We start from the raw sequence: 12328 nt of genomic DNA on the forward strand, positions 1-12328 counted from the left end.
GGACCAGGGCGAGCCGGCCCCTACCGAATCGACAGTGCACCAATGACCCAGAGCACCGCTGCTCACCTCGACGAAATCCCTCGGTCTCAGGCCGACGACCCCACCTCCGACACAGCCCAGGACTCACCCACTCCCGTACCCACCACCGTCGATGCCACCGCCTGACTGTCGCCATCGCTGGTCCGCGGACATTTCCGCCTGCAGCCCGTGGTACCGACTCCCCGGGGCTCGTAGCATGCAGGTGTCGAGGAGTACAGGTGGACGAGCACGCAGACATCCTCACCCAGGCACGGCAGGCCGGCGCGGTCCAGGACTGGCCGACCGCCGCGGCGCGCTTCGGTGCGGTCCCGGGCGAGCGGCTGAGCGCCGACGACCTCGCGGCGTACTCCGATGCGGTGTGGTGGCTCGGCCGCATCGACGACACGCTGCGACTCGGCGCTGCCGCGTGTGACGCCTTCGAGACCGACGGGCGTCCGGCCGACGCCGCCTGGGCCGCCTTGATGGTGGGCATCTTCCACCTGGCCCGAGGGGATCAGCCGCAGGGCATGGGCTGGCTCGGCCGCGCGGAGCGCCTGGTGAACGAGATACCGGAGTGCCCGGTGCACGGCTACTTGGCCCACTTCAGCGGCGTGGAGCTGCAGCTCATGACCGGCCGGCCGGCGGCGGCGCTGGATGCGGCGCATCGGGTGCGTGACATCGGGCGCCGCTGTCATGAGCCCGTCCTGGTGGCCGTGGGTCTCCACAGTGAAGGCCGCGCGCTGGTCAGGTTAGGTCAGGTGGACCGCGGGCTGGCGCTGATCGACGAGGCGATGGTGACCGTCACGAACAGCAGGATCAGCCACCCGTTCGTGACCGGCGGCCTCTACTGCCACACGATCGCGACCTGTCACGCGGTCGCCGACCTCCGGCGGATGGCACGCTGGACCGAGCTGACCGAGCGGTGGTTGGCGTCCCTGCCGGCGGCGGTGGCGTTCGACGGCCTCTGCGGCGTGCACCGGGCGCAATTGCTCCTCCTGAACGGCGAGTGGGACGAGGCGGAACGCCGCGCGCTCGAAGTCGCCAAGAGCCTCGACGCTCACCGCATCGACTACGCCGCCGAAGCCTGGTACGTCGTCGCCGAGACACGCCGGCTACGCGGGGCCTCGACCGCCGCCGAGGCGTACGACGAGGCCCATGCGCGGGGGCGCGATCCGCAGCCGGGACGGGCACTGCTGCGGCTCCGGGACGGCGACGTGACGGGCGCCGCGATGTCGGTGCGCTCGGCACTGGTCGCCGCCGGGAACGACTCGCTGCGAAGGGCGCCGATCTGCGCGGCGGCGGCCGACATCGCAATCGTCGCCGGTCGACTGGACGACGCCGCCGACGCCGCGTCCGAGCTGTCGGCGACGGCGGCGTCGTACCCCACGTCGGGGTTGGAGACGATGGCGCGCGCCGCGCACGGAGCGGTGCTGCTCGCGGAGGGCCGTGCCGACGAGGCGTTGCCGGTGCTGCGGGAGGCTTGTCGGCGGTGGCACGAGTTGGGCGCGGCGTACGAGGTTGCCGGCACGTGTGTCCGTCTCGCCGAGGCCTACCGGGCGCTCGGTGACGAGACGTCTGCGGCCGCCGAGCGCGCCCAGGCGGACGCGGCGTACGGGCGTCTCGGCGTACTGCGTCGCGCACCGGCAGCGCCGGACGGGCTGACCGAGCGCGAGTGCGAGGTACTCGGGCTGGTCGCGGACGGACTCTCCAACCGGGAGATCGGCGCGGCGCTCCGCATCAGCGACCGCACGGTCGCCCGGCACCTGACGAACATCTTCCACAAGATCGACACCACGTCCCGGACCCAGGCGGCTCGTTACGCGGTCGACCACGGGCTGGCCGCGTCGCGGTGAGGCGGCTACGCACAACCGCGTAGAGCCGCCACCCAGGATGGTCAATCGCGCCGATGAGGCGGGGCCACCGTCCTGCCTAGCGTCGAGGTCAGACGCGCTGCAGGAGCGCGCACGACCTAAGGAGCGACGTGATGAGCAACCTCAGCGACACCGTGACCCAGCGGGTCATGCCGGCCCCCACGACCAGAGTCGAGGTTGCCGGCGGCGACGTACTCGATGTCTGGGTCTTCGGCGACGGCACACCGGTCGCGTTCGTCCACGGCGGGATGATGCGTGACTTCCTCGTGCCACTGGCCGACGCCCTCACCGAGCGAGGCGGCTACCAGGTGATCCACTTCGGCCGGCGCGGCCACGGCGGCCGCGGACTACCCATCACCGCCACCGACATCCCTGGCCAGGCAGCGGACGTCGTCGCGATCCTCGATGCACTCGGGATCGAGAGGGCACATGTCGCCGGCCACTCCATCGGCGCCTACATCGCCCTCGAAGTGGCACGCCTCGCGCCTGATCGGCTGCTGTCGGCCCTTCTGCTGGAACTCGTCCTCGCAGCCCACCTCACGTCCAAGGAGTCCCTGCAGAGCGTGAAGGACTTCGCCGAGATCGCCGCTCCGACCATGGCGGAGAAACACGCGAACGGCGACAAGTCCGGCGCCGTCACGATGTTCTACGAGATCACCTCAGGCATCGCCGACGCGAAGACCGTCGTGGACTCCGCGCTACCGCAGGGGGCCGGCGACCTCGCCGCCGCAGACCTCTTCACCTTCCTCCAGGTCGACGGCCCCGCAATGGCCGCCTGGACAGCCACAGCCACCCCGGCACAACTCCAGCAGATCACAACTCCCGTCACCTGGATCGGCGGCACCGAAAGCCCACCCCACTTCACCGAATCCCGCGACATCCTCCGGTCCTGGCTGCCCGCCATCCGCTCAACCACAGTCCCCGGCACCCACTACTTCCCACTGCAGAACCCCGACCGAACAGCCGCAACCCTCATCAGCTGTCTGACCGTCCACCGGCCCACCACCTGATGGCGAGCGGTCGCCTGACATCGGGCACGGTCGGCTCGGCTCGGTTGGTGGTTGTCACTCAGAGTTCATCGAGAGCGAGTGCTTCAGCGGGCGGACGATTACGGGTTGTGGACAACGGGAAGCGACCCAGGGGTGTGGGTGAGCATGGGGTCGCCTACGATCTGCGGAAACGGAGTCAGGGAATCGTTCGGATGATGGTCCGCCCGCTGGCGGGTCTGCCACCAAGAGTGTGAGGGTGTGGCTCATGAACATCGGTACTCGGAAGATCGTCGTCGACGAGGCAATAGCGCAGCTGCGCCTGTACGCCGAGACGAACGGCGCCGTACTGCGCTACTACGACGGTCTGCCGGGGATGACGTGCGTCGGTGGCTCCGACCCGAACCAGATCACGCTCGAGGACCTGGCCCGGACGATGGTGATCGGCGCCGACCTGCGGGCGATGGACATCCCGTGGCTGCTCGAGGTGGACGCGGACAAGGAGCTGGCCGCGATCCCGGTGACCGCCCGGCTCGAGGACGCGACGCCGGGCAGCGAGCTGTTCGAGGCGGCGATGGCGCTGGACGAGAAGTTCACCGGCCACCGCGGTTTCGGGCACGCCAAGAAGTCGAAGCTGCTGCACCTGAAGCGGCCGTACCTCTACCCGGTCACCGACAGCTTCATCCGGATGACCTACGGCTCGGCGTCAGCCGGCGCGGAGTTCCTGACCGCGGTGCACAACGACCTGGTCAACCCGGCGAACGTCCGCGACTTCAAGCTGCTGCAGGTCCGCCTGATCGCCGAGCCGCCCACGTCGGCGGCGCGCCTGCTCGGCGAGGTCCCCACCCTCCGGCTGCTCGACATCCTCGCGTCGCTACTGGGCGAGGCTAAATAACCCCCAGCCGCGCCAGCGGCTCCACCAGCTCCCGCTCCTCGTACGACAGGTGGGAGAGCAAGGTGTCGTCCAGCAGGTCGACCGCCGCACGCAGACCGTCGATGTCCCCGGAGCCGTCGACCAGCGCGACCAGTGCCTTGTCCACGCCTTCCAGTACGTCGTGGATGACCCGGTGCTCCTCCTCGAGCCGGTCCACGACCGGCACCAACGCCGGATCGGCCCGCCGCAGATGCGGGAACAGTGAGGCGTCCTCCAGCGAGTGATGAGTGGTTACCAGTCGGCAGTACGACTCGCAGTACGTCCCGAGCGTCCAGTTGTTCTGCCGCATGGTCATCGTGTTGATGTGCGACCGGGCTTGCCCGACACCGATCGAACCGGCGGCCACCTGCTCGATTAGGTCCCGTACCTGCTCGAGCTCAGCCCGCAGATGGTCGTGGACGTCGATCAGATGCTGACCGGACTGCAGTTGGTACGGCGTGTACGTCCGCGACGAGTCCAACGCCGGCCCGGTGGGTCGCTCCGACTCGTCCAGCAGCTGTACGGCGCTCCGCCGTACAGCAGGAGGTGGAGTCGGTACGACGGAGAAACCACCCGGAGCAACCGCAGGACCCTCACCGACCACAGCACCTGACCGGGCAGCCTCGACAGCCTCACGAACACCGGAGGCCACTTCGGCGAACCGCCGGATGTCCTCCGGATCGTCCGACCCGAGGATGTAGGTGCTCATTCCCTCGCCCAGGGTCAGCTCCGCGAGCTGGTCGATCCACAGCTCCTCAGGTCCCTGCAGGAACCCGTCGCCGCGCCGATCGAACCGCCCCGACAGGTTGTAGAGCCTCCGTACCGACGCCGGGTCCCGCTCAGCCTCCTCGGCGGCTTCGTCGATGATCTTGTTCATCGCGGCGAGCTGGTCCGGTCCGGCGTAAGCGCTGCTCGGTAGCCAGCCGTCCGCGAGCCGTCCGGTGACCGCAAGCATCCGCGGCTTGTAGGCGCCCAGCCAGATCTCCACGTCGTGTGCGGGCTGCGGACCGCGCTTGGCGCCGGCCACGGTGTAGTGCTTGCCGGACCGCCGGATGCCGCCACCCTCCGGCGTCCAGACCTCGCGCATGATCGCGATGGCCTCTTCCAGCGCGGTGATGCTCTGTCCCGCGGTCAGCTGCGGTCCTGCATTCGCTGCCACGGCCTCCAGGAAGCCACCGGCGCCGAGTCCGAGCTCGACGCGGCCTCCGCTGATCAGGTCGAGCGTGGCGACGCTGCGGGCCAGGACGACCGGGTGGCGCAACGGGAGGTTGGCCACGTTGGTCGCGACCTTGACCCGCTCGGTCCGGGCAGCGACGACGGACAGCAGAGTCCAGGCGTCCATCAGACGCGGTTGGTAGGGGTGGTCCTGGAAGGTGACCAGGTCGAGGCCGACCTGCTCGGTCAGTTGAGCGAGCGCGATCACCCGGGACGGATTGTCCGTCGCCGGAGTCAGGAACGTCCCGAAGACCAGCTCGTGGCCGTAGTCCATGGTTCACCTTTCACCGTCGGTTCGACCACGAAACTACTTCGCTGGACTAATAATCTCAAGTCCAGAACATCTGCTAGTAAGGTATCAGCCGGAAGGCCTGACGCGTCGACAGCATTGATCCGGCGTTCCACGCGACCTCGTACTCGGCATCTCCCAGCACCGCCCGGGCGGCGTCCGCGGCCCGGGCGTGGTCACCGAACTCGGCCGGCCCGACGACGAAGCCCTCGGCCGCCCTGGTCGCGTCGACCGCGCCCAGGAGCCGGGCCGCGACGCTCTTGTCCCTCAGGCACGCGGCGATGCCCTCAAGTGACCAGCACGCGCCCCGCAGCGACTCGTACTCCTCCGAGATGCGGAACGCCTCCACGTGATGCTTCAGCGCGCCGTCCAGGTCACCGCGAAGCTCCCGGACGTACGCCAGCTCGCTCAGCACCATCGAGAGGTAGAGCACCGGGTCCTTCTGCCGGCGAGCGGCCTCCACGAGCGAGTCCAGCCGCGCCTCCGCCTCGTCCAAGGCCCCGGTACGACGAGCTGCGAAAGCCAGCACGATCTCCGCCAGAGCCTGGGCCGAACGCTGGTCCTGCTCGGTCGCCACGCGCAGACCGCGCTCGGCATGTGCACGAGCGGCCGCGTAGTCGCCCCGCCGGATCTCGGTCCAGCCCAGCATGCCCAATGACCCTGCAAGCTCAGGCCAGAGACCCAGCTCCTCGGCCAGTTGCACGCCCTCCTGCTGCAGGCGCGCAGCCTTGTCGAAGTCGCCGGTGATCTCCGCGTGCGCACTGAGCCAACTGGTTGCCTGCAGCACGCCCCAGCGGTCCCCCAGCGAACGGAAGATCCGCGCGCTCTCTGAGGCGTCGGCGTACAGCGCGGCCGTGTCCGATCGCACATGTGCATGCTTGGCACGCGCTGTCAGCACTGCCGCGACACCCCACTGATCGCCGTCCGCCTCGAAGCTCTTCAAAGCGGCGTCGAGCAGGGCCTGACCCGTCATGAGGTCCCCGACGTCACTGCCGGCGAAGGCGATCCACCACTGCGCCCTGGCGTCTGCACTGTCCAGCCAGCGGTCGCGTTCCCGGGCAGCGTCGCTGTCGCCCTGCACGTACATGAACCCGACCCGCCACGCACCAGCACGCGCAGAAGTCGGTACAGCATCCAGCGACCGCAGCGCCTCGGCACTTCGCCCACGCAGGTACCAGTACCAGGCCATGGCGTCCACAAGCCGCTCAGCCAGGTCCGAACGGCCGGACACAACCGCCCGGTCCAGGGCAGACCGCAGGTTGCCGGTGTCCTCATCGAGGAGCTGCAGCCACCTGCTCTGCTCACCTCCGTACAAGTGCGGACTAGCTTCCTCGGCGAAGGACGTGTAGTAGTCGACGTGCCGCTGCTCTATGGCCGCCAACTCCCCCGCTGCGCTCAGCTTGTCCGAGCAGTACGCCGCCACAGACTCCAGCAACCGGTACAGCGGCCCCTCCGAGCCCTGCACCGGTACGACGAGCGACCGGTCGACGAGCCGGACCAACACTTCGAGTACGTCGACACCCGGTTCAGCGCACACGACGACCGCCGCATCGGGAGTACACCCGTCCGCATGGACGGCGAGACGTCGCAAGACCGCCTGCTCGTCCGGGCTGAGGAGCTCCCAGCTCCAGTCGATCATCGCCAGCAGGGTCTGCTGACGCGGCGCAGCACCTCGGTGCCCGGTGGCAAGCAGGCGGAAGCGGTCGTCCAGGCGTGCCACCAGTCCACGGACTCCCAGCGCCCGTACGCGGGTGGCGGCGAGCTCCAGCGCGAGGGGGATCCCGTCGAGCCGCCGGCAGAGGACCGAGATGTCCGCAGCCGTCTCAGACGACAGAGTGAAGTCCCGTGACGCGGCGGACGCCCGCGCCACGAAGAGCTGCACCGCACTGCGCTCACCGACCGCTTCGAGCTCGTCGTCGCGGGCGGGCACGTCTAGCGTCGGCACACTCCAGACGACCTCACCGGCCAGTCCCAACGGTTCACGGCTCGTCGCCAGTACCCGCAACCCGGGAGCGGCGGCCAGCAGCCGGTCGGTCAGATCGGCAACCTCAGACACGACCTGCTCGCAATTGTCGAGCACCAGCAACCGCGAACCCATGACCGACGCCAATCGCTCCACCACGTTCTCCGCGGGCGCAGCAAGCTCACGCACATCCAGCGCTGCCTGAACGGCATCCGTCAAGGAGCTACTCACCGAGAGAGCAGCCGGCGTCACCGCGGCCAATTCGACCAGGACGACTCCGTCGGAGAACCGTTCGGCCACGTCCTCGCCGGCAGCCAGCGCCAGCCGAGTCTTGCCCACTCCCCCTGGGCCGGTCAGCGTGACGAGCCGTGCGGACGCCAGAGCCGAGCTGACGTCGGCCAACGCATCAGCACGACCGATCAGCTCGGTGAGCTGAGCCGGAAGGTTGGAGCGGCGGCTGGGCAGCTGCTGCGTGAGGATCGACTGGTGCAGCGCAACCAGCTCCGGACTCGGGTCCAGACCGAGCTCGTCCGCCAGCAGCCTCCGCAGCTCCTCGTAGCTCTCCAGTGCCTCGCTCTGCCGACCACTCCGGTAGAGCGCCCGCATGTGACTCGCCCGCAGACGCTCACGTAGCGGGTGTTCGGCTACAAGCGCAGCCAACTCACCCACAGGAGCATCGGACCAGGTCTCCACCGCCGTAAGCCGCTGCTCGTTCAGCCGAGCTACAGCTGTCTCCACGAACGCCTCGTCCGCGAAGTCCGCGTACGCAGGACCGCGCCAGAGTGCGAGTGCCTCACCGAGCTGGCCGGCGGCTACGCGGTCCGCAAAGGTCAGAGCGTCGTACGACGAGCTGTCGACGGTCAATGAGTAGCCGGCCGGACCTGACTTCACCAGCGCGCGACTGCCGGGCTCGGCGTCCTCGAAGGCGCGCCGGAGTTGGGAGACCTTGGCGGACAGCGTCCCGGACGGGTTCCCGGGCAGCTGTGAGCTCCACAAGTCGTCGATGAGACGGTCCGCCGGGACCGGGCGACCCTCGTGCGCCAGCAAATCGGCCAGGAGAGCACGCACCTTGAGCCCCTGGATGGCGACGGGCTCCCCCGCGTCAGTCCAGGCCGTGACCGGTCCCAGCACCCCGAAACGCATGGCCGCACCCTAACCGCCCTACCGTCCTTACGCCCGCACCCGGATCGACCGGAAAGAAACCGTAAACGGGTTCCGGCAGAGTCTCGGACATCAGGAAGGAGGCAGGAGATGCGACTGGCAGTGATCATCGGCAGCACCCGCAACGGACGCTTCGGACCGACGGTGGGCCACTGGCTCGCCCGGCAGGCCGACAAGCAGTTCGAGGTGGACCTGATCGACCTGGCCACCGCCAACCTGCCGGCCACACTGCTCGACACCGACGACGAGACCCCCGCCGAGGTCGCCGTACTGGCACCGAGGCTCGCCACCGCGGACGCGTTCGCCGTGGTGACGCCGGAGTACAACTGCAGCTTCCCGGCACCGCTGAAGACCGCACTGGACTGGTACTACGAGGTGTGGCACGCCAAGCCGGTCGCAATCGTCAGCTACGGCCGGGAGACCGGTGGACTGTACGCCACAGCGCAGCTGCGGCAGGTCTTCACCGAACTCAATGCCGTCACCATCCGCAACACGGTGGCACTCCCCTGCTACTGGGAGCAGTTCACCGCAGACGGCGGCTGGCCGCGCCCGGCGGCCGGCTACGAGGCCCAGGCCAAGCTCATGCTCGACCAGCTCGTCTGGTGGTCCCAGGCGCTCCTGGACGCGCGAACCCAACGTCCTTACCAGCAGTAAGAAAGAAGGAAGAACCCATGAGGAAGCTGATCGAGTCCACCTTCGTCACCACCAACGGCGTCATCGACAGCCCGCAGAACTGGTCCGGTCCCTACTGGGACGACGAGCACTCCGCCTACTCGCAGGCGCTGATGGACAACGTCGAGGCTCAAGTGCTCGGCCGGGTCACCTACGAAGCCTTCGCCGAGGCCTGGTCCCAGCGCAGCGGCGACCCGTACACGGACAGCTTCAACGCGATGCCGAAGTACGTCGCCTCCCGCACGCTCACCGAGACGACCTGGAACGCCCAACTGCTCGAGGGCGACGCGGCGGAGGCGGTCCGCAAGCTCAAGGAGCAGGACGGCGGCGACCTGATCAAGTTCGGCACCGGCGAGTTCTCCAGGACCCTGCTCGAGCACAAACTGGTCGACGAGTACCACTTCTGGATCTTTCCGGTCCTGGCCAGTGGCGAGAAGTTGTTCGACAACGTCGAACTCGACATCACCCACCTCGAACTGCTCGGCACGACCACGTTCAAGTCCGGGATCGTCGTCCACAAGCTGGGCCCGAAGGCCTGACCGCACAGCGATCCACGGCGTCCGGCCGGTCACCCACTGGGTGGCCGGCTGGACGCTTGCTGGTGACGCGCCTTGGGTACCAGTTCGGTTTCGGGGATGTGAAGCGGCGCTGGGGACCGCCTGCCGCAAGCCCTCGCGATCCCTCCAGATCGCAGGTCTGACACGCCAACCGGACTGGAGGTCCGATGGATACCGTTCTGACCGTCGTCATCGTCGCCGTGGTGGTCCTCGCGGCGGCCGCGCTGCTGTTCATGTACCAGCGCAGACGCTCGGGCGAACTGCGCCAGCGGTTCGGCCCCGAGTACGCACACACCATCGAGGAGTCGGGCGACCGGCGCAGCGCCGAACGCGAACTGCGGGAGCGCGAACGTCGCGTGTCGAAGCTCGACATCACTCCGTTGAGCAGAGAGTCCGCCGAGCAGTACAAGGCCGAGTGGGCACAGGTGCAGCAGAGCTTCGTCGACCAGCCCGCGGCTGCTGTCGCCGACGCCGACCAACTCGTCCTGCGGATGATGCGTGCGGCCGGCTACCCGGTCGACGAGTTCGACCAGCGGGTCAACGACATCTCGGTCGACCACCCGGAGGTCGCGGCGCACTACCGCGACGCCCACCGGGTCGCGGTCGCCCAGGCCAGGGGCGAGACCGACACGGAGGAACTCCGGCAGGCCGTCACCGCCTACCGCTACCTGGTCGAGGCGCTGCTGGCCGACAGCGGGGACGCGAGCCGGACGCACCGCTCGCACTCGACCGATGCCAAGGAGCAAGCATGACCACGCCAGACGACCGCCCGTTCAGCGAGACCGACGACGACCTGCGTGACTCCGGCACCGACTGGTCCGCCGGCTCCGCGACCGGAACCGCCACCGGATCGGCAAGCGGCACCGGCACTGACACCACGGCGACCGAACCGCTGGTCGCCGAGGACGTCGCGGTCGACTTCCGCACCCGCTGGGAGGTCATCCAGCAGGGGTTCGTGGACGACCCGCGCAGCTCCGTGAGCGAGGCGGACAAACTGGTCGACGACCTTCTCAAGCGCGTGTCGCTGAGCTTCCAGCAGCAGCACCAGGGTCTGGAGAAGCAGTGGAACGACGGCGAGCCCTCGACCGAGGACCTGCGCGCCGCCCTGCAGAAGTACCGCGCGTTCTTCCAGCGCCTACTGGCGATGTAGCCGATACCGGACAGCGAGGCCCGTGGCTGCGGGCCTCGCTGTTCGTTGCCTAGGGCACGATGTTCTGGTTGAGGTGGAACAGGTTGCCCGGGTCGTACTTGCGTTTGACCTCGACCAGCCGGTCGTAGTTGTGCTTGTAGTTGTCCCGGACCCGGCCCTGGTCGTCGCCGGCCATGAAGTTGACGTACCCGCCGGACTCCGAGTGCGGTGCGACGTCGTCGTAGTACGCCTTGACCCACTGGGTGTTCGCCTCGTTGTCGGCCGGGTCCGGCCACATGCCGGCGATCACGGTCGCGAAGTTGGCGTCCCGGTAGGCGAACGCGGTCGCGTCCGCGGTCACCCGGTGGCAGGCGCCGTCGATCGGGTAGATGTGCACGGTCGAGTTCACCGCCGGCAGCCCGGGCGCGTGCCGCAGGTGCGCCTGGATCGCCTCGTCGGTCAGTTCGGTGACGAAGTTCGCCTTCCAGTAGTGCTGCAGCCCGGGACCGACGAGGTCGTCGAACGCGCTGTTCAGCGCCGGGTACGGCATCTCCCCGACCATCTCGGCGACCACCGGAGCGAACGCGCGGAACCGCGAGATCTCCGTTTCGCCGCGGTCCGGGTCACCGGCCCAGCACCCGACGATCAGCGCGAACACGTCCCCGTGCCGGTCCTCCGGGATGAACGGCAGCGGCGGCGCGATCTGGAACGCCGGGAACCCGCCCAGTTGCTCGGGTGCGTCCTTGATCATGTCCCGGAACCCCGCGAGCACGGCGGCCGCGTCCGACATCTCGAACAGCATCGGCCCGCCGTAGATCGTCGATACCGGCGCCAGCCTGAACTCGAGCGCGGTCACCACGCCGAAGTTGCCGCCACCGCCGCGCAGCGCCCAGAACAGGTCCTCGTTCTCCTTCTCGCTGGCGATCAGGAACTGCCCGTCGGCGGTCACCACGTCCGCCGAGATCAGGTTGTCGCAGGCCAGCCCGAGACCGCGATCCAGGTACCCGATGCCGCCGCCGAGCGTCAGACCGCCGACGCCGGTGGTCGAGATGATGCCGCCGGTCGACGCCAGTCCGAAGGCGTGCGTCGCCGCGTTGTAGTCACCCCAGGTCGCGCCGCCGCCGGCGCGCGCGGTGCGGTTGACCGGGTCCACCCGGACGTTGCGCATCCCGCGCAGGTCGATCACCACCCCGTCGTCCACCGTGCCGAACCCGGGTACGCTGTGCCCGCCTCCGCGGACCGCGAGATCCAGTTCGTTGGTCCGCGCGAAATCCACCGCGGCCATCACGTCGCCCGCGTTCTCACAGCGCACCACGACCCGCGGACGCCGGTCGTGCATGGCGTTGTGTACCCGGCGTGCCTCGTCGTACCCGTCGTCGCCCTCGGTGAAGACCGGTCCCCTGGTGCGTTCCCTCAAGTTCTCGATCGTGCCCATGAACCCCTCCACGGCCGTCACGTCAAGATCGGCGCCGCGGCGCGGCGCCCCGTGGCGGCGCCGACGGCGCCGCTAGACCAGCAGTCGCCGTCGAGCGCAGCGCGAACCCCACCCCAGAG

At 68.9% G+C, this 12328-nt stretch carries 10 protein-coding genes; 7 read left to right on the forward strand and 3 right to left on the reverse strand.

The window, feature by feature from the left end; genetic code table 11:
• The first annotated feature begins 257 nt into the window (after positions 1–257).
• From E1218_RS31625 to E1218_RS31635, 3 genes are all read left to right on the forward strand, one after another.
• A complete protein-coding gene (locus tag E1218_RS31625; protein WP_132326716.1) occupies positions 258–1871 on the forward strand; it encodes a LuxR family transcriptional regulator in 1614 nt (537 codons plus the stop codon).
• Between the two features lie 131 nt (positions 1872–2002).
• The gene (locus tag E1218_RS31630; RefSeq protein ID WP_132326717.1) at positions 2003–2899 is read left to right on the forward strand and encodes an alpha/beta fold hydrolase; all 897 of its coding nucleotides are present in this window, start codon (positions 2003–2005) and stop codon (positions 2897–2899) included.
• A 244-nt stretch (positions 2900–3143) separates the two neighbouring features.
• Positions 3144–3770 carry a DUF6308 family protein gene (locus E1218_RS31635; protein ID WP_132326718.1) on the forward strand — a complete coding sequence of 209 codons (627 nt, stop codon included), beginning with the start codon at positions 3144–3146 and terminating at the stop codon, positions 3768–3770.
• Here the strand turns inward: E1218_RS31635 and E1218_RS31640 are convergent.
• Both E1218_RS31640 and E1218_RS31645 read right to left on the reverse strand, forming a co-directional pair.
• Positions 3763–5277 carry an LLM class flavin-dependent oxidoreductase gene (locus tag E1218_RS31640; protein ID WP_132326719.1) on the reverse strand — a complete coding sequence of 505 codons (1515 nt, stop codon included), beginning with the start codon at positions 5275–5277 and terminating at the stop codon, positions 3763–3765. The two genes, E1218_RS31635 and E1218_RS31640, sit on opposite strands and share 8 nt — an antisense overlap.
• A gap of 73 nt (positions 5278–5350) precedes the next feature.
• Positions 5351–8398 (reverse strand): BTAD domain-containing putative transcriptional regulator, encoded by a 3048-nt coding sequence (locus E1218_RS31645; RefSeq protein WP_132326720.1) that lies wholly within the window; start codon positions 8396–8398, stop codon positions 5351–5353.
• Positions 8399–8506: 108 nt separating this feature from the next.
• On the opposite strand from E1218_RS31645, the gene E1218_RS31650 reads away from it, so the two are divergent.
• From E1218_RS31650 to E1218_RS31665, 4 genes are all read left to right on the forward strand, one after another.
• Positions 8507–9070 carry an NADPH-dependent FMN reductase gene (locus tag E1218_RS31650; RefSeq protein WP_165949500.1) on the forward strand — a complete coding sequence of 188 codons (564 nt, stop codon included), beginning with the start codon at positions 8507–8509 and terminating at the stop codon, positions 9068–9070.
• Positions 9071–9087: 17 nt separating this feature from the next.
• Positions 9088–9627 (forward strand): dihydrofolate reductase family protein, encoded by a 540-nt coding sequence (locus E1218_RS31655; protein WP_132326721.1) that lies wholly within the window; start codon positions 9088–9090, stop codon positions 9625–9627.
• A 185-nt stretch (positions 9628–9812) separates the two neighbouring features.
• Complete coding sequence (locus E1218_RS31660; RefSeq protein ID WP_132326722.1) at positions 9813–10397, forward strand: hypothetical protein; 585 nt, start codon at positions 9813–9815, stop codon at positions 10395–10397.
• Positions 10394–10795, forward strand: coding sequence for a hypothetical protein (locus E1218_RS31665; protein WP_132326723.1), 402 nt, complete (start codon positions 10394–10396; stop codon positions 10793–10795). The genes E1218_RS31660 and E1218_RS31665 overlap by 4 nt, the downstream gene beginning before the upstream one ends.
• Before the next feature lie 49 nt (positions 10796–10844).
• Here the strand turns inward: E1218_RS31665 and E1218_RS31670 are convergent, their stop codons facing one another.
• The gene (locus E1218_RS31670) at positions 10845–12209 is read right to left on the reverse strand and encodes an FAD-binding oxidoreductase (protein ID WP_132326724.1); all 1365 of its coding nucleotides are present in this window, start codon (positions 12207–12209) and stop codon (positions 10845–10847) included.
• Between the last annotated feature and the right edge of the window lie 119 nt (positions 12210–12328).

Origin of the sequence: Kribbella turkmenica, from assembly GCF_004348725.1 — a bacterium.
GTDB lineage: Bacteria > Actinomycetota > Actinomycetes > Propionibacteriales > Kribbellaceae > Kribbella > Kribbella turkmenica.